Here is a 17130-nt window from a genome sequence, read left to right on the forward strand (position 1 = left end):
CAAGGAGACTTCGCCGATGACGTTGACCCGCCGCCACGCGCTCGCCCTCGGCGCGGCACTCCCCCTCGCGGCACCGGGCCTTGCCCTCGCCCAGCCGCGGGAGATGCGCCTCGGCATCCTCACGCCGCCGGGTCATCCCTGGAACCTGACGGCGCTGCGCTTCGGCGAGCAGCTGAAGGCCGCGACGAACAACCGCCTCTCGCTCACCGTCTTCCACGCCGGCCAGCTCGGGAGCGAGGCTGCGATGCTGCAGCAGATGCAGTCCGGCGCGCTGGACATGGGCTGGATCATGGCGGCCGAGCTCGGCTCGCGCGTGCCGGCCATCGCCGCCATCACGGCCCCCTGGGTCGTGCGCACCACCGCGCAGGTCGGCGAGTTCGTGAAGACGCCCGTCGCCACCGGCCTCTTCGACCTGCTGCCACGCGAGACGGGCACCATCGGCCTTGGCTGGGGCATCACGGGCATGCGCGTGATGTTCTCGACCAAGGACATCTCGTCCCTGGGCGAGGTGCGCGGCCTCAAGATCCGCACCATTCCCTCGCCCACCTTCCGCGACTTCTACACCGCCCTCGGCGCGGCGCCGACGCCGATCCCGACGCCGGCCGTGTTCGACGCGATGACCAACGGCCAGGTGGATGGGCTGGAGGCCGACCTCGCCTTCTCCTGGAACCAGCGCTTCGACCGCGTCTCCAAAGTGATCCTCGGCATGAACGCGCAGTTCATGCCCGTCGCGGCCCTCGTCTCCGGCCGCGTCTGGGCGGGATTGCCCGCGGCGGACAAGGAGATCATCACGCGCCTGATCAAGTCGAACCTCGACCAGCAGATCGCGGAGCTCGTGGCCGACGAGCCCAGGATCATCGAGAGTTTCCGCGCCGCCCCCATTCCCATCCGCCCCATCGCCGCGGCCGACACCGACGCCGCCGTGCGCGCCTTCGACCAGATCTGGCTCGAGCGCGCGCCCGTGCTGCGCGAGATGCGCCGCGTCGGCGCCACGCTTGCCTGAGAATCAAGAAGGACACACGGACATGCCTGCACGCATCAACTGGGAAGGCGTCTTCCCCGCCGTCACCACCCAGTTCCGCCCCGACTTCTCGCTCGACATCGAGGCGACCGCCCGCGTCATCGACGCGCTCATCCGCGACGGCGTCTCGGGCCTCATCATCTGCGGCACGGTGGGCGAGAACTGCTCGCTCTCCAAGGCCGAGAAGCTCGCGCTGATGGAGATGGCGAAGGCGACGGCGGCGGGCCGCGTTCCCGTCATCGCCGGCATCGCGGAGTTCACCAGCGCCTTCGCCATCGACATGGCGAAGGAGGCGAAGCGCATCGGCCTCGACGGCATCATGGTGATGCCATGCCTGGTCTATTCGTCGAAGCCGCACGAGACGGCCGCGCATTTCCGCGCCGTCGCCCGCGCCACCGACGTCCCGGTGATGGTCTACAACAATCCGCCCATCTACAAGAACGACGTAACGCCCGACATCCTGGCCTCGCTCGCCGATGTCGACACCGTGGTGTGCTTCAAGGAATCCTCGGGCGACACGCGCCGCTTCATCGACCTGCGCAACCAGGTCGGCGATCGCTTCGTGCTCTTCGCCGGGCTCGACGACGTGGTGGTCGAGAGCGTCGCGATGGGCGCGGTGGGCTGGGTTTCCGGCATGTCCAACGCCTTCCCGCGCGAGGGCGAGACGCTATTCCGCCTGGCCCGCCAGGGGCGCCTCGCGGAGGCCATGCCGCTTTACGAGTGGTTCATGCCGCTGCTGCACCTCGACGCTCGTCCGGACCTGGTCCAGTGCATCAAGCTCTGCGAGCACATCATGGGCCGCGGCACATGGCTGACGCGCCCGCCGCGCCTCGAGCTCGAGGGCGGGGACAAGGCGCATGTGGAGAAGATCATGGCGGACGCGCTGGCCAAGCGGCCGAAGCTGCCGGAAGTGGGCCTTCGCGCCGCGGCGTAGCCCAAACAGAAAGGGCTGGCGCCGCTTCGCGCGCCAGCCCTGAAACGCTCGGCGGCCGGTGGCTACTCGGCTGCCACGGGCGGCTCCTCCGCCGAGGTCGGCGCGGTCGCCTTGGCGCGAATTTCCTTGCGGCGCATGACCACGGTCGAGGTGTGCCAGCAGATGAATTCCAGATCCATCATGAAGGCGCGCAGGAAGCGATCGGCCTCGGTGTTCGCCTTGCCCACGCTACGAGTGAGGCAGAGGCGCTTTGACAGGTCCGCCAGGTACTCGACCGGCGAGATCGTCGCGAGGCCCCTGTAACCTTCAGCTGACGCAGCATCGCTCGTGTGAAGGTCTTCCAAGATGTAGTAGCCACCCGGCTTCACGAAGGGCAACAACGTCACGAGGGACGTCATCTGGTGGTCCCATCGGTGCGAACCGTCATCCACGATGACATCGAACGGGCCTCTGGTCATGCAGAGTTCGGTCAGCTGGATAATGTTGTTCTGGTCCGCGTGGACCGGCTTGATCCTGTCCGTTTCAAGCGTCTCGATTCCGGCCCGAACATCCGCACCGGTAATCGTGCCATTGGCAAAATAGTCGCTCCACATCTGGAGCGATGCACCCTTGTAGATGCCGATCTCGAGCAGCTTCACTGGCTTCTCGCGCAGGTCACGAAGCATCATGTCATAAAAATTCAAGTAACCATGACGGTTGGACGCTTTGTCCGTCCCACACCGGAGTCCGATTTCGTCCAAAGTCTCCATCTTGTCCATCGAAACCGTTCCTTAACAGGTCTTTTGGCAACCTAAGAGATGACGTCTATCCCAGTAAAGGTGATTTGATCGCTGTCCATTGACCTGCCCATCATGCTGATCACGAAACGTGCTCCCATTCCGCAGTTTGCCTGCGATTCACTCAAACGTGGCCTGCCTCAGCCGCAGTGCGTTACCGATCACCGAGACCGAGCTCAAGGACATCGCCAGCGCCGCCACCATCGGGCTCAGCAGCAGCCCGTGGCTCGGGTAGAGCACGCCGGCGGCGATGGGCACGCCCAGCGCGTTGTAGACGAAGGCGAGCCAGAGGTTCTGGCGGATGTTGCGCATCACCGCCTCCGACAGCCGCCGCGCGCGCAGGATGCCTGAGAGGTCGCCCTTCACCAGCGTCACCCCCGCGCTTTGCATCGCCGCCTCGGTGCCCGTGCCCATGGCGATGCCGATATCCGCCTCGGCCAGCGCGGGCGCGTCGTTCACGCCGTCGCCCGCCATGGCGACGATCTTCCCCTCCTCGCGCAGCTTGCGGACGATGCGGTGCTTGTCCTGCGGCAGCACATCGGCCTCGACCTCGGTGATGCCGAGGCGCCGCGCCACGGCCTCGGCTGTGACGCGGTTGTCGCCGGTCAGCATGACGATGCGGATGCCCTCGGCGCGCAGCCCCTCGAGCGCGGCTGGCGCCGTGTCCTTCACCGGATCGGCGATGGCGATGATGCCCCCCGCCTTTCCATCGACGGCGATGAAAAGCGCCGTCGCGCCATCGGCGCGCAGTTCGTCCGCCCGCGCCTCCGGCGGTTCCACGCCTTCCGCGCGCATTAGCCTGGCATTGCCCAGCGCGACACGCCGGCCTTCGACCGTACCTGTCACGCCCATGCCGGTGACGGAGGCGAAGTCGCTCGCCTCGGGAAGCGTGATCCCGCGCTCCTCCGCCGCCGCGAGCACGGCGGCAGCCAGCGGGTGCTCGCTGCCCTTCTCCAGCGCGGCGGCGAGGCGCAGCGTCTCGTCCGTCGCCTCCAGCGTGACGACCTTCGGGCGGCCAAGCGTCAGCGTGCCGGTCTTGTCCACGACCAGCGTGTCCACCTTCTCCATCCGCTCCAGCGCCTCGGCCGAGCGGATCAGCACGCCCATACCCGCGCCCTTGCCCACACCCACCATGATGGACATCGGCGTGGCCAGGCCGAGCGCGCAGGGGCAGGCCACAATCAGCACGGAGACCGCCGCGATCAGCCCATAGGCGAAGGAAGGCTGCGGCCCCCAGGCGGCCCAGATGGCGAAGGCCAGCACCGCCACCGCCATCACCGCCGGGACGAACCAGGCGCTGACGCTGTCGGCCAGCCGCTGGATGGGGGCGCGCGAGCGCTGCGCTTCGGCCACCATGGCCACGATGCGGGCCAGCATGGTCTCGGAGCCGACCTTCTCGGCCCGCATCACCAGCGAGCCATTACCGTTCATGGTACCGCCGATGAGCCTCGAGCCCGGCGCCTTTTCCACCGGCAGGGACTCACCGGTGATCATGGATTCGTCGACGCTTCCCCGACCCTCAAGCACGACGCCGTCGACCGGCACGCTTTCGCCGGGCCGCACGCGCAGCCGGTCGCCGAGCGCGACCTCCTCAAGGGGCACATCCTCCTCGCCATGCGCGCCCATTCGCCGAGCGGTCTTGGGCGAGAGGCGTAGTAGCGCGCGGATGGCACCGCCCGTCTGCGATCGCGCCCGCCCCTCCAGCACCTGGCCGAGAAGGACAAGGGTGGTGATGACCGCCGCCGCCTCGAAATAGACCGCGACCTCGCCATGCGGGCCGCGGAATCCCGCGGGGAACACGCCTGGCGCCAAGGTCGCGACCAGGCTGTAGAGCCAGGCCGCGCCGGCGCCGATGGCGATGAGCGTGAACATGTTCAGGTTGCGGCTGACCAGCGAGGCCCATCCGCGCTGGAAAAAGGGCCAGCCGCAGCCCAGCACCACGGGCGTCGCGAGCGCGAGCTGCGCCCAGGCCCAGGGCCGCGGAGATACCAGCCCATGCATCCCGAAAACGTGGCTCGCCATCTCGACCAGGAAGATGGGCGCCGTCAGCGCCAGCGAGATCCAGAAGCGGCGCGTCATGTCGCGCAGCTCCGTGTCGTCCTCCTCGCCGGTCGGGACCATCGGCTCAAGCGCCATGCCGCAGATGGGGCAGCTTCCGGGGCCGACCTGCTGGATCTCCGGATGCATCGGGCAGGTAAAAATGGTGCCGGCGGGCGCGGGCGGCTCGGGCCTCCTCTCGCCGAGATACTTCATCGGATCGGCCAGGAATTTCGTGCGGCAGCCGCCCGAGCAGAAATGGTACTCCTGACCTTCATGGGTCGCGTGATGCGGTGTCTTCGCCGGATCGACCCACATGCCGCAGACGAGGTCCTTCACCTTGCCCGCGTGCTCGTCATGCTTCGGCCCGTGGCAATGCTGGCAGTGGCTGGTCATTTCGGTGCCCTCAGATGCCGGGGGGCCGCGTGCGCGGCCTCAGCTTCACGCCACGCAATGGCACCCGGCTCGGTGAATGGTCTGGGCGCGGTCGCGCCGAACGCTCCTGGAAGCAGATGGGTCCGGTTGCTCAGAAGCGTCATTCGCCCAACCTAGTGTTTGCCCTTATGGGAAGGTCAAGGCGTCCTTCGCCGGGGATCGCGCAGGGCGCGCCCAGCCACCACGCTCTCCGCCCCGAACCGGCTCCGCAAGGTCTCGACCGCTCGCCACTTCGCGGCGCGCCTGGGCGCATTGGGGTCTGCGAGGTCGCCATGGTCAGCGTCCGCAGCGGCGCAGAGAGGCGAGGCACCGAGACCCAGCAGGCGATACCGCGTGCCGTCCGCCGCGCGGGCCAAGAGCGGTTGCGCGGCGGCGAAGAGCGTCTCGGGCAGCAGGGTCGCCCCCGGCAGGCGTGCGCTGCGGGTCAGCGTCTCGAATCCCGCGGTCTTGAGCTTGAGCACCACGCCGCCAGCCGAAAGCTCCTTGGCGGCGAGCCGGCGGGCCAGCTTCTCGCAGATCCACCAGAGTACGCCCTCCAGCTGCTCCAGGGTGGAAAGATCGTTCTCGAAGGTCGTCTCCGCGCTGACGCTCTTCGTCTCGCGATCGGGGCTGACGGGGCGGTTGTCCTCGCCGCGCGCGCGGGCGGCCAGGTGCGGACCATCCGGCCCAAGCCGCGAGACCGCGGTGCGGTCATCCAGCGCGGCGAGCTGCCCCAGACGCGTGATGCCCGAGGCCTCCAGCCGGCGTGCCGCCGCCGGCCCGATTCCAGGAAGCAGCCCGACGCGTTGCGGCGCCAGCCATCCGGCGGCCTCGCCGCGCCCGATCACCGCGAAGCCGCGCGGCTTGTCCCGCTCGGCCGCGAGCTTGGCCATGAGACGGTTGCCGGCGAGGCCGACGGAGACCGTGACCCCCACCTCCCGCTCCACGTCGCGCGCGAAGCGGGCCAGCACGGCCGCCGGCGGCGCCTTGTGCAGCGCCTCGGTTCCCGAGAGGTCGAGCACCGCCTCGTCGATGGAAAGCGGGGCGACCAGCGGCGTCAGCGCCTCCATCATCGCGCGGATGCGGCGGCCCTCGGTCACGTATTTCGCCATGTCGGGCTTGATGACCACCGCGTCCGGACAGGCCGCGAGAGCCTTGAACATGGGCATGGCGCTGTGGATGCCGTAGCCGCGCGCGATGTAGCAGGCGGCCGAGACCACGCCGCGCTTCTCTCCGCCGACCACGACCGGACGGCTCGCGAGCTCCGGCCGGTCGCGCTTCTCCACGCTCGCGTAGAAGGCGTCGCAATCCACATGCGCGATCGTGAGCGAGAACAGCTCCGCATGGCGCAGCAGCCGGCGCCTGCCGCAGTGGCGGCAGGCGGCGCCGGGTCCCGGATCGGTGGCGAAGCAGTCGCGGCACAGCGCGTCCATGCCTTCAGCATGGGGTGCCGCCGCACCGGACGGAAGAGGCTCAGCTGCCGACGGACCCTCCGCCGGTCCTGGTGATCACCACCACGGATGGCCGGGGCGGCATGCCCTCGGCGAAATCCGGCCAGCGGGTGGAGGGCTGCTCGAAGGTGCTGCCCGCATCCTCTCCCGGGTGCTGTATCGCGAGGAAGAGGGCGCTGTCGTCCGGCAGCATGAAGGGGCCGCAGACCTCGGCGCCCGTGGGCGCCTGGTAGAAGAGTCGCGTCAGCGCCCTGCCCCGGCCCGTCGTGTCCGCCGCGTAGACTCCATCCGCCACCCCCGCCGCCGAGCCCGCGCCGTCGGTGGCGATCCAGATCCGGCCCTTGCTGTCGAAGGCGCAATTGTCGGGACAGGAGAGCCAACCCTCGGAGCTGGTCGCGCGATGGTAGCGCGCGCCCTCGTCCTGGCCTGGCTTGCCGCCCAGGAGGAAGAGGCCCCAGCTCATCGTCTCGGCCGCGTGGTCCCGCTGCCCGGCCGGGCCCGGCGGCGTGATCTCGACGACATGCCCATGCGCGTTGGCGGGGCGCGGATTGGCGGGGTTCACCCGGCTCGCGGGCCGTGTCGCGTTGTTGGTGAGCATGACGTAGACCACGCCCGTCACCGGGTTGGTCTCCACATCCTCCGGCCGGTCCATCGGCGTGGCCTCTAGAAGGTCGGCCGCGCGGCGGGTCTCGATCAGCACGTCGGCCTGGCTGGCGAAGCCGTTGGCCTCGGTGAGCGGGCCCTGGCCATGGACCAGCGGCAACCAGCGCATGTTGCCGTCCGCCTCGAAGCGCGCGACCGAGAGCGTGCCCTCGTCCAGCAGGTCGCGATTGGCGGCGGGATTGGCCGGGTCGTGCGGGCGGGCGGTGACGAAGCGATAGACGTAGTCGTTGCGCTCGTCGTCTCCCATGTAGATCACGACGCGGCCATCGGGGGCGATCGCGTGGGTCGCGCCCTCATGCTTGATGCGGCCGAGCGCGGTGCGCTTGATGGGCATGCTCTGCGGGTCATAGGGGTCGATCTCGACGACCCAGCCGAAGCGGTTGGCCTCGTTCGGTTCGCGGGTGCGGTCGAAGCGCGCCATGTGGCGGTGCCAGCCATAGGCGGGATTGGCCCGCATGCCGTAGCGGCGGTTGGAGGCGGCTTCCGGCCCCTCGGCCAGCTCGCCGCCGAAGTAGTTGTTGAAGTTCTCCTCGCAGGTCAGGACCGTGCCCCAGGGCGTGGTGCCGCCGGCGCAATTGTTGAGCATGCCGAGCACCCGCGTGCCTCCCGGGTCCGCGCCGGTGCGCAGGCGCGGATGCCCGGCGGCCGGCCCCGAGATCCGCATCGGCGTCGCGCCCGTGACGCGCCGGTTCAGCCGCGCGCCGGGTATCGCGCGCCAGCGCCCGTCCACGCGCTCCAGCTCCACGATGCTGCCGCCATGGGCCATGAGCTCCGCCTCCGCCTGTTCGGCGGTCACGCGGGCGCGGGCCTGGCTGTTGGTGCCCATGCCCGGGAACATCAGGTTGGTGTTGGTGTATTCGTGATTCGCCCAGAGTAGCGCGCGGCTGCCGATGCGCCCGCCGCGCTCCGGCGGCAGCACCGCGATGAAGTCGTTGTTGTATCCGAACTGCAGGGCCTGGGCGGCGGCCGTCACGTGGCGCGGGTCGAAGGGCGGCGCGTCTGCCAGCACCGCGTCGCCCCAGCGGATGAGCACATGCTTCTCATGCCCCTCGGCGACCGCGTCCGTCTGCGCGAGCTGGTGGCTCAGCTCCTTGAAGGTGAGGGTGGACGGGCCGCCCTCCATGGGCACGGCACCGGCCGCGGTGCCGCTCAGCCAGGCGGCGGCGGTGCCGAGCAGTGCGCCGCGGCGGGAAAAGCGCGCGGCGATGATCTCGCCGATGGTCGCGCGCGGCGCCGGGTTGCTGCCGATATCCTCGATCTCGATGGTCATGTGTCGCGAATCCCGGGAGGGGTGGGGCGGGTTCTTTGCGCCCGATCGGAGAAGATGAGGGTGATCGTTTCGTGACTCGATGGGAAGCTTAGTCCCAGAGCCTGGCCGCCCCGAGGACGCCCGAGCTGTCACCATGCCGCGCGGGCAGGAAGCGCGTCCGCATCACGTCGGAAAAGACGTGGCGGGGCACGAGGCGCGGGAGCTCGGAATAGAGATGCGCCATGTTGGAGAGCCCGCCGCCCAGCACCACGACCTCGGGGTCCAGGATGTTCACCACGGCGGCCAGGGCCCGCGCCAGGCGGTCCGTGTGGCGGGCGATGGCGCCTTTCGCGGCCTCGTCGCTGCGGAAGGGCAGGCCGGAGGCGTCGCGGGCGCCCGGGCCATCGGCGTCGGCCGCGAGCGCCGGGCCGCAAAGGAAGGTCTCGATGCATCCGCGCTGGCCGCACCAGCAGGCGGGGCCTGGGAACTCGGCCTCATTCATCCAGGGAAGCTGGTTGTGGCCCCATTCGCCGGCGATGCGATTGGCGCCCTCCACGATCCGGCCACCCACCACGACACCGGCCCCGACCCCCGTGCCGAGAATCACGGCAAAGACGCTGGCCGCCCCGGCGCCCGCGCCGTCCGCGGCCTCGGAGAGGGCGAGGCAATTCGCGTCGTTGGAAAGGCGGACCTCCCGCCCCAGCGCGGCCGCGAGGTCCGCGTCCAGTCGCCCGCCGTTCAGCCAGGTCGAATTGGCGCCGCGCACCAGGCCCGTCTCCGGCGAAAGGCTGCCGGGGATACCCACGCCGACGGTGCCGCGCTCGCCCATCTCCGCCTCCGCCTCGCCCACCAGGCCCGTGATGGCTTCGATCACGGCGCCATAGGCGGGCGGCGTCGGGCGGCGGCGGCGCAGCACCGGGCCGCCATCGTCGGCCAGCGCCGCGATCTCGATCTTGGTGCCGCCCAAATCCACGCCGATCCGCATGGGGCGAGGTAGCGTTTCGCGGCCCGCCCGGACAAGCCCCGCACGATACCTTCGACACGGCGCATTTGTTAATAATTGCCCAAGAATTGCACTTGTCGCGGCGGCGAGAATTTCGAACTATGCGCGATATCCTCGCGAGGCGCCGATGTCCCCACCAGGTATCGAGACCCCACCGCCCAGCCCAGGCTTCTGGGGCAGGATGATCGATCGCCTCGTCTGGCTCGACGAGTGGTCCAAGAAGCACAAGTTCGCTCGCGCCATGGCCGTTCTCTTCGCGATCGTGGCGCCAATCTACACGGCCGGGGCATTTCTCTACCCACACGTGACCGCCTATTTCTGCACCGGCTACCAGCAGGAATGCATCCAATCGACGCTGGCGCACCAGGAGGCGCAGTTCTCGCGCGGACTGGACCTCATCGTCGCGGGCGAGGATGCCGAGGCAGTGGCCGTGTTCCGCTCCATCGTGGATGGCAAGCGCCGTGCGCCGCATCCCTACGCCGCGGCCCATCTGGCCCTTAGCTACAGCACCGGCATCGGGGTCGACCCCGACCCCGACCGCGCACGGCAATACGCGCGCGATGCCATGCGGTTCCGTTTGGCCGAGCTGTCCGAGGCGCGGCATCCCCGGGCCCTCCATCTCCTGGGCCGCTTTCACGAGGAGGGCCTGCACGTCCCGCAGGATGAGGAGAAGGCCATCGAGCTGATGCGGCAGGCGGCCAGGCAGGGAGAACATTTCGCTGCCCTCGACCTTGCGGCCATCTACGACGCGCGCGACGATATCCCGCAGACCATCGAATGGACGCGCCTACCTGCGATACGGAACTTTCCGCTCGCGGCCGAGGCCTATGGCCGCCTTCTCCAGCGCGGGCTCATCCGGAACGACAGCCACCGCGGAGAGGTTCGGCAACACCTCATCATCGCCGCCGAGGCGGAGCATAATGCATCTGCCGTGCTGCTCGGCGATCTCCTGGCCGGCGGCTTCTTTGGGATCTTGAACGCGGAGCGGCTGGCCGAGGCGGCCGGACACTATCGAGGCGCCGCGTCGCGAGGCTACGCGCTTGCCCAGTATCGCCTGGCGAACGCGTTGCGCGACGGGATGGGGGTGCAGCCCGACGATACGGAGGCGGTTCGCTGGTACGCCCAAGCCGCGGCGAAGGGATTGGCCGAAGCGCAGAACGATCTCGCCTGGATGTATCAGAGAGGGCGCGGCGTTCCGCAGGACGAGGCCCGCGCCGCGGGTTTGTATCGACAGGCGGCCGAGCAGGGTCTGGCGGTGGCCCAGAACAATCTCGGTCTGTCCACCGAGCTGGGACAGGGCGTCGAGGCTAGCGATGCCGAGGCCGCGCGTTGGTACGCAAGCGCCGCCGCGCAGGGCCATGCCAACGCGCAGGCCAATATCGGCTGGATGTACGAGATGGGCCGCGGGGTGGAGCGCAATGACACCACGGCCGTGTTCTGGTACATGCAGGCTGCGGTCCGCGGCCTTCCCCGCGGACAGTATAACCTCGGCGGCATGATCGCCGAAGGGCGGGGAACGGCGCGCGATCCCGTGGAGGCCAACCGCTGGTTCCGGCTGGCCGCCGAGCAGGGATACTCGCACGCGCAGAACAGCCTAGGCTGGAGCTATCAAACCGCCAGAGGCTTGGAGCGCAACGACGCGCAAGCCGTCGAATGGTACCGGAAAGCCGCCGAGCAGGGCTTGGCTCTGGCACAGGAAAATCTAGCGGGCATGCTGCGGGACGGCCTCGGCATCGCCCAGGACGACGCGCAGGCCGCGCGCCTGTTCCAGCTGTCTGTGGAGCAAGGAAGCACGGCAGCGCTGGTCGAGCTGGGGTGGATGTACGAGCGTGGCCGGGGCGTACCGCGCGACCAGTCGCGGGCCGTTGCCCTATATCGCGCAGCCGCCGAGCGCGGCTATGCGATCGGGCAAGACTATCTCGGCGTTATGTTGCTCAATGGCTACGGCATCGAACAGGACGACGACGAAGCCTTCCTGTGGTTCCAGCGCGCGGCCGCGCAGGGCCAGGCGAACGCCCTGCGCAATCTGGGCTGGTGCTACGAAGTTGGACGCGGCGTCGTAAAAGACCAAGCCCGGGCCGTCGAACTCTATCGCCTGGCGGCCGAGCAGGGCTTGCCCCGCGGGCAGGAGTCCCTAGCCATTATGCTCGCCGCGGGCGCCGGCACCCCGCGGGATGTGGCGGCGGCCCTCGCCTGGCACCATCGGGCGGCCGAGCAGGGCCACGCGCCATCGCAAGTTGCGCTGGGCTGGATGTACCTCAACGGGCAAGGCACCGAACAGAATCATCCCGAGGCGCTCACCTGGTTCCGGCGTGCGGTGGCCCAGGATTCGGCCTCAGGGCGGGTCGGCGAGGGCTGGATGGCCGAGAACGGGCTGGCCATGGAAAAGGATTACACGGCCGCCCGGCGGCTCTACGGCCAGGCGGCCGAGGCAGGGCATTCGGGCGCGCAGTATCATTTAGCCCGCCTTCTCTATTACCCCACCTTCAGCTTCTCGCTAACCGACGAGGCGACGGCCATGGCACGCGCCTCGCGGGAGCAAGAGAATATCTGCGGCGCATATGTCCTCGCTGAAATTCTGCTGAATAGCGGCAGAACGGACCCGGTCACGGCGGGGGAGGTGCTGTCCGCCCTGAACCTTGCGGCCGACGGCAGCCATTCCTGCGCGCAGAACACCCTCGGTAACCTGTACGAATTCGGATACCTGGTCGAAGCCGATTATCTCCGGGCCAGCGAGTTCTACCGGCAGGCCAGCGAGAACGGGAACGCCCAAGGCGCCACCAACTTCTACCGCCTTGGCCGACAGCACCATCTCATCAACGACGGCAACCACGCGGTGTATCTTCGCGCGCTGGAGCGCGCAGTGGGTCAAAGGGACCGCGTCGCGCTCTGCATGTTGATCAACGAGCACCTCCACGGGTTGCGACGCAACATCGCCATGGTCGGCAAGCTGATCGAGGAAAACAGGGATCTCCACGGAATCGCGGTGAATTCCCCGCAGGAGCTCAGCATCTTCGAGCAGAAGCAGCCCGCGAACTTCGAGAATATCGTGGCACCCCGCTATGATCTGGCGATCCTGCCCGAACTCGTCGGCAACAGGGCAATGGCCGCGACGCAGATGCCGCCGCCCGCTACCGCGGAGCCGACGGCGATGTCCGTCGGCGAATAGGGCTCGCCCACCCTCCCCTTGCCGGCAAGCCCTGACGGATGCTCGATAGGGGCATGGGCGACCCCTCACCCCTCGATCTCCAGGGCCTCAGCTGCCCGCTTCCCGTGCTGCGGGCCAACAAGGCCCTGCGCGCCATGGCGCCCGGCGAGACGCTGGTGGTCCTGGCCACCGATCCGGCTGCCGTGAAAGACTTCCACGCCTATGCGCAGGAGACGGGCCACGAGCTCCTGGCCTGGGCCGAGGAAGAGGAGGCGGGCCGCCGGCGCTTCCGCTTCGCCCTGCGCCGCCGGGCCGAGCCGTGAGCGTCCTTCTCCTGACCCACCGGGACGCCCTGGCCCATGACATGGGCCCCGGCCACCCCGAATGCCCTGACCGACTCCGCGCCGTGCTGACGGCGCTGGAGGCCGAGGAATTCGCGGATCTGCAACGCGATACGCCGGAGGAAGCGACGGTCGAGCAGATCACCCGCGTCCACCCGGCGGAATATGTGGAGGCCATCCTCGGCATCCGCCCTCCGGTGGGCGAGACGGTGGCGCTGGACGGCGACACGCTGATGTCCGCCGGCAGCGCCCGCGCCGCGCTCCTGGCCGCCGGGGCGGCGGTGCGCGCGGTGGACGAGGTGTGCGCCGGGCGGGTTCAGCGAGTCTTCTCCGCCATGCGCCCGCCGGGCCACCATGCCGAGCGCCGGCGCCCGATGGGGTTCTGCTTCTTTTCCAATGCCGTAGTCGCCGCCCGCCATGCCCAGGCCGTCCACGGCATCGAGCGCGTCGCCATCGCCGATTTCGATGTCCATCACGGCAATGGGACCCAGGACTGCGTCTGGACTGACCCCACAATCCTCTTCGCCTCCTCGCAGCAGATGCCGCTCTATCCCGGTACGGGCGCGGAGTCGGAGGTTGGCGTGGGCAATGTCTTCAACGCCCCCCTGCCCCCGGGCGCCCGGGGGGACGTCTTCCGCGCCGCCTGGGCAGAACGGCTGTTGCCCGCCATCGACGCCTTTGCGCCAGGGCTGGTCATCGTCTCGGCGGGCTTCGACGCCCATGCCCGCGACCCCCTGGCGCAGCTTCGGTTGACCGACCCCGACTTCGCCTGGATCACGGAGCAGCTTTGCGCCCTGGCCGACCGCCATGCGGGAGGTCGTCTGGTCAGCTTGCTGGAGGGCGGATATGACCTTGAGGCCTTGGCAAGCTCCGCTGCCGCGCATGTGCGCGCGCTTCTGGGGGGCTGAGAGTGCAAGGGAAATTTGGGTTTCGCCGCCGCCGGCGCTATAATCGGCGGGGTTTTCGGATTCCGTGCGGAGGAGCTTTCGGTGCCGACCAGTGACGCCTCCGGCGACATCGCGAACCTCCCCTTCGAGGAAGCGCTCAGCCAGCTCGAGGGAATCGTGAAGGCGCTAGAGGGCGGCAGGGGCACCCTCGCCCAGGCGATCGCGGATTACGAACGCGGCACGGCGCTGCGCCGCCACTGCGAAGCGAAGCTCGCCGAAGCGGAGGCCAAGGTGCAGGCGGTGGTCGAAGGCGCAGGCGGCTTGAGCCTGCGCGACGTGGAATAGGATCGCGGGACAGGATGGACATGGTTTCTGGCGGAATCTCGGCCGCCGCCCTCACGGCCGCCATGGGGCAGGCCGCCCAGGACATCGATGCGGCGCTCGACCAGCTCCTGCCCGTCGCAGAGGGCGACGAGGCCCGGCTGTTCGAAGCGATGCGCTACTCGACCATCGGCGGCGGCAAGCGGCTGCGCGGCTTCCTCGTGCTCGAGGGGGCGAAACAGTTTGGCGTCTCACGCACCTCGGCGCTGCGCGTCGCCTGCGCCATCGAGATGGTGCATGCCTACAGCCTCATCCATGACGACCTGCCCGCCATGGACAATGACGACCTGCGCCGCGGCAAGCCCACCAACCACAAGGCCTTCGACGAGGCGACCGCGATCCTCGCGGGCGACGCACTGCAGACCCAGGCCTTCCTGGTGCTGGCCGAGGAAGCGACCCATCCCGACCCCGCCGTGCGGATCGAGCTGGTCCGCATGCTGGCGCGCGCCTCGGGCGCGCGCGGCATGTGCGGTGGCCAGATGCTCGACATGATGGCCGAGCAGGCGAAGGCGCCGCTGGACGAGCCCGCCATCGGCCGCCTGCAGCTGCTCAAGACGGGCAAGCTGATCGAATTCTCGGCCGAGGCCGGCGCCGTCCTGGGCAAGGCCTCCGCGCCCCAGCGCCAGTCGCTGACCCATTACGGGCGCGAGCTCGGCGCCGCCTTCCAGATCGCGGACGACCTGCTGGACGCCACCTCCTCGACCGAGGAGATGGGCAAGGCGACGGCGAAGGATGCCGGGGCGGGCAAGGCCACGCTGGTCGGCCTGCTCGGCATCGAGCGTGCCCGCCTCCAGGCTGAGCGCCTGGTGGCCCAGGCCTGCGAACATCTCGAGGCCTTTGACGACAAGGCCGACTATCTGCGTGCGCTCGCCGGTTTCGTGATCGAGCGGAGGAACTGATGCAAGACCGCCCCTCTACCCCTCTCCTCGACCGGGTGCGTTTCCCTTCCGACATGCGCAACATGTCGAACGAGCAACTGCGCCAGCTCGCTGACGAAGTCCGCGCCGAGACCATCAGCGCCGTCTCCGTGACCGGCGGCCATCTCGGCGCCTCGCTGGGCGTGGTGGAGCTGACGGTGGCCGTGCATGCCGTCTTCGACACGCCGAAGGATCGCCTGATCTGGGACGTCGGCCACCAGGCCTATCCGCACAAGATCCTCACCGGCCGGCGCGACCGCATCCGCACGCTGCGCCAGGGCGGCGGGCTCTCGGGCTTCACCAAGCGCAGCGAGAGCGAGTACGACCCCTTCGGCGCCGCGCATTCCTCGACCTCCATCTCCGCCGGCCTCGGCATGGCGGTCGCGAGCGGGTTGCAGGGCGACGACCGCCATGTGATCGCGGTCATCGGCGACGGCTCCATGTCGGCCGGCATGGCCTATGAGGCGATGAACAATGCGGGGGCCAGCAAGGCCAACCTCATCGTCATCCTGAACGACAACGACATGTCCATCGCGCCGCCCGTCGGCGCCATGTCGGCCTATCTGAGCCGCACCATCTCCTCGCGCCCCTTCCTCTCGGTGCGCGAGTTCATGGCCAAGATGGCGAAGAACTTCCCCGGCCCGCTGGAGCGCGCGGCCAAGCGCGCGGACGAATACGCCCGCGGCCTGCTCACGGGCGGCACGCTCTTCGAGGAGATGGGCTTCTACTATGTGGGCCCGGTGGACGGGCATAACCTCGACCACCTGCTGCCCGTGCTGCGGAACCTGCGCGATTCCGGCCACCAGGGCCCCTTCCTGCTGCATGCTGTGACGCAGAAGGGCAAGGGCTACGCGCCTGCCGAGGCGAGCGCCGACAAGTATCACGGCGTCGTGAAGTTCAACGTCGTGACCGGCGAGCAGCAGAAGGCCCCCCCCGGCCCGCCGAGCTACACCAAGGTCTTCGCGCAGTCGCTGATCGCGGAAGCCGAGGCGGATGAGCGCATCGTGGCGGTGAACGCGGCCATGCCCTCGGGCACCGGCCTCGACCTCTTCGCGAAGAAGTTCCCGAAGCGCTGCTTCGACGTGGGCATCGCCGAGCAGCACGCCGTCACCTTCGCCGCTGGCATGGCGACGGAGGGGATGAAGCCCTTCTGCGCGATCTATTCGACCTTCCTGCAGCGCGGCTACGACCAGGTGGTTCACGATGTGGCGCTGCAGCACCTGCCGGTGCGCTTCGGCATGGACCGCGCGGGCCTGGTCGGCGCCGACGGCGCCACGCATGCGGGCAGCTTCGACATCGCCTATCTCGGCTGCCTGCCCGGCTTCACGCTGATGGCCGCCGCCGACGAGGTGGAACTCGCGCACATGGTCGCGACCATGGCCACGATCGACGACGGCCCCTCCGGCGTGCGCTATCCGCGCGGCGAGGGCTTCGGGCTGGAGCCGCTGCCCGCGCGCGGCACGGTGCTGCCCATCGGCAAGGGCCGCGTGCTGCGCGAGGGCAGCAAGATCGCGATCCTCTCCTACGGCGCGCGGCTGCAGGAATGCCTCAAGGCCGCGGACGAGCTCGCGACCTTCGGCCTCTCCACCACCGTCGCCGATGCGCGCTTCGCCAAGCCACTGGACACCGCGCTGGTCGAGCAGCTGGCCCGCCACCATGAGGTGCTGATCACCATCGAGGAAGGCAGCGTGAACGGCTTCGGCGGCCTGGTGATGCATCACCTCGCGATGCACGGGCTGCTGGACCACGGGCTGAAGCTGCGCCCCATGACGCTGCCCGATATCTGGATCGACCATGAGTCGCCGAAGAAGCAGTACGACCTGGCGGGGCTGAACGCGCCGCAGATCGTGCAGACGGCGCTGGCGGCGCTCGGCAAGGAAGCGCTGGCGCAGCCCGCGCGCGCCTGAG

Annotated in this window: 13 protein-coding genes; 8 read left to right on the forward strand and 5 right to left on the reverse strand. The window is 69.1% G+C overall.

Going from position 1 to position 17130, the window contains the following annotated elements; all coding sequences use genetic code 11:
• Positions 1 to 16 precede the first annotated feature (16 nt).
• Together WJM96_RS11605 and WJM96_RS11610 are read left to right on the forward strand one after the other, a co-directional pair.
• Positions 17 to 1003 carry a TRAP transporter substrate-binding protein gene (locus WJM96_RS11605; RefSeq protein ID WP_424812646.1) on the forward strand — a complete coding sequence of 329 codons (987 nt, stop codon included), beginning with the start codon at positions 17 to 19 and terminating at the stop codon, positions 1001 to 1003.
• 22 nt (positions 1004 to 1025) lie between these two features.
• Entirely contained in the window at positions 1026 to 1955 is a 930-nt protein-coding gene (locus tag WJM96_RS11610; RefSeq protein WP_424812647.1) for a dihydrodipicolinate synthase family protein, read from the forward strand.
• A 62-nt stretch (positions 1956 to 2017) separates the two neighbouring features.
• Here the strand turns inward: WJM96_RS11610 and WJM96_RS11615 are convergent, their stop codons facing one another.
• From WJM96_RS11615 to WJM96_RS11635, 5 genes are all read right to left on the reverse strand, one after another.
• Positions 2018 to 2713 carry a class I SAM-dependent methyltransferase gene (locus WJM96_RS11615; protein WP_424812648.1) on the reverse strand — a complete coding sequence of 232 codons (696 nt, stop codon included), beginning with the start codon at positions 2711 to 2713 and terminating at the stop codon, positions 2018 to 2020.
• A 138-nt stretch (positions 2714 to 2851) separates the two neighbouring features.
• Complete coding sequence (locus WJM96_RS11620; protein WP_424812649.1) at positions 2852 to 5164, reverse strand: heavy metal translocating P-type ATPase; 2313 nt, start codon at positions 5162 to 5164, stop codon at positions 2852 to 2854.
• Between the two features lie 176 nt (positions 5165 to 5340).
• A complete protein-coding gene (locus tag WJM96_RS11625) occupies positions 5341 to 6615 on the reverse strand; it encodes a DNA polymerase IV (RefSeq protein WP_424812650.1) in 1275 nt (424 codons plus the stop codon).
• A 40-nt stretch (positions 6616 to 6655) separates the two neighbouring features.
• Positions 6656 to 8566 (reverse strand): PhoX family protein, encoded by a 1911-nt coding sequence (locus WJM96_RS11630; protein WP_424812651.1) that lies wholly within the window; start codon positions 8564 to 8566, stop codon positions 6656 to 6658.
• 88 nt (positions 8567 to 8654) lie between these two features.
• Entirely contained in the window at positions 8655 to 9530 is an 876-nt protein-coding gene (locus WJM96_RS11635; protein ID WP_424812652.1) for an ROK family protein, read from the reverse strand.
• 199 nt (positions 9531 to 9729) lie between these two features.
• Between WJM96_RS11635 and WJM96_RS11640 the strand changes: the two genes are divergently transcribed.
• The 6 genes from WJM96_RS11640 to dxs all read left to right on the forward strand — a co-directional run bounded on the left by WJM96_RS11640 (position 9730) and on the right by dxs (position 17129).
• Positions 9730 to 12717: a hypothetical protein gene (locus WJM96_RS11640; protein ID WP_424812653.1), complete on the forward strand. Its 2988-nt coding sequence runs from the start codon at positions 9730 to 9732 to the stop codon at positions 12715 to 12717.
• A 53-nt stretch (positions 12718 to 12770) separates the two neighbouring features.
• Positions 12771 to 13019: a sulfurtransferase TusA family protein gene (locus WJM96_RS11645; RefSeq protein ID WP_424812654.1), complete on the forward strand. Its 249-nt coding sequence runs from the start codon at positions 12771 to 12773 to the stop codon at positions 13017 to 13019.
• Positions 13016 to 13945: a histone deacetylase family protein gene (locus WJM96_RS11650; protein WP_424812655.1), complete on the forward strand. Its 930-nt coding sequence runs from the start codon at positions 13016 to 13018 to the stop codon at positions 13943 to 13945. The genes WJM96_RS11645 and WJM96_RS11650 overlap by 4 nt, the downstream gene beginning before the upstream one ends.
• An 81-nt stretch (positions 13946 to 14026) precedes the next feature.
• Complete coding sequence (locus WJM96_RS11655) at positions 14027 to 14269, forward strand: exodeoxyribonuclease VII small subunit (RefSeq protein WP_424812656.1); 243 nt, start codon at positions 14027 to 14029, stop codon at positions 14267 to 14269.
• A 14-nt stretch (positions 14270 to 14283) separates the two neighbouring features.
• Positions 14284 to 15204: a polyprenyl synthetase family protein gene (locus tag WJM96_RS11660; RefSeq protein ID WP_424812657.1), complete on the forward strand. Its 921-nt coding sequence runs from the start codon at positions 14284 to 14286 to the stop codon at positions 15202 to 15204.
• Positions 15204 to 17129, forward strand: a complete 1926-nt coding sequence (gene dxs / locus WJM96_RS11665) for a 1-deoxy-D-xylulose-5-phosphate synthase (RefSeq protein WP_424812658.1) — start codon at positions 15204 to 15206, stop codon at positions 17127 to 17129. The genes WJM96_RS11660 and dxs overlap by 1 nt, the downstream gene beginning before the upstream one ends.
• Position 17130 lies beyond the last annotated feature (1 nt).

The organism is Roseococcus sp. YIM B11640, from assembly GCF_049727625.1.
Classification (GTDB): domain Bacteria; phylum Pseudomonadota; class Alphaproteobacteria; order Acetobacterales; family Acetobacteraceae; genus Roseococcus.

Bases quoted from the DNA above. Each gene is read 5' to 3' on its own strand.
- WJM96_RS11605 (WP_424812646.1), top strand. From the start codon at position 17: ATGACGTTGACCCGCCGCCACGCGCTCGCCCTCGGCGCGGCACTCCCC.
- WJM96_RS11610 (WP_424812647.1), top strand. From the start codon at position 1,026: ATGCCTGCACGCATCAACTGGGAAGGCGTCTTCCCCGCCGTCACCACC.
- WJM96_RS11615 (WP_424812648.1), bottom strand. From the start codon at position 2,713: ATGGACAAGATGGAGACTTTGGACGAAATCGGACTCCGGTGTGGGACG.
- WJM96_RS11620 (WP_424812649.1), bottom strand. From the start codon at position 5,164: ATGACCAGCCACTGCCAGCATTGCCACGGGCCGAAGCATGACGAGCAC.
- WJM96_RS11625 (WP_424812650.1), bottom strand. From the start codon at position 6,615: ATGGACGCGCTGTGCCGCGACTGCTTCGCCACCGATCCGGGACCCGGC.
- WJM96_RS11630 (WP_424812651.1), bottom strand. From the start codon at position 8,566: ATGACCATCGAGATCGAGGATATCGGCAGCAACCCGGCGCCGCGCGCG.
- WJM96_RS11635 (WP_424812652.1), bottom strand. From the start codon at position 9,530: ATGCGGATCGGCGTGGATTTGGGCGGCACCAAGATCGAGATCGCGGCG.
- WJM96_RS11640 (WP_424812653.1), top strand. From the start codon at position 9,730: ATGATCGATCGCCTCGTCTGGCTCGACGAGTGGTCCAAGAAGCACAAG.
- WJM96_RS11645 (WP_424812654.1), top strand. From the start codon at position 12,771: ATGGGCGACCCCTCACCCCTCGATCTCCAGGGCCTCAGCTGCCCGCTT.
- WJM96_RS11660 (WP_424812657.1), top strand. From the start codon at position 14,284: ATGGACATGGTTTCTGGCGGAATCTCGGCCGCCGCCCTCACGGCCGCC.
- dxs (WP_424812658.1), top strand. From the start codon at position 15,204: ATGCAAGACCGCCCCTCTACCCCTCTCCTCGACCGGGTGCGTTTCCCT.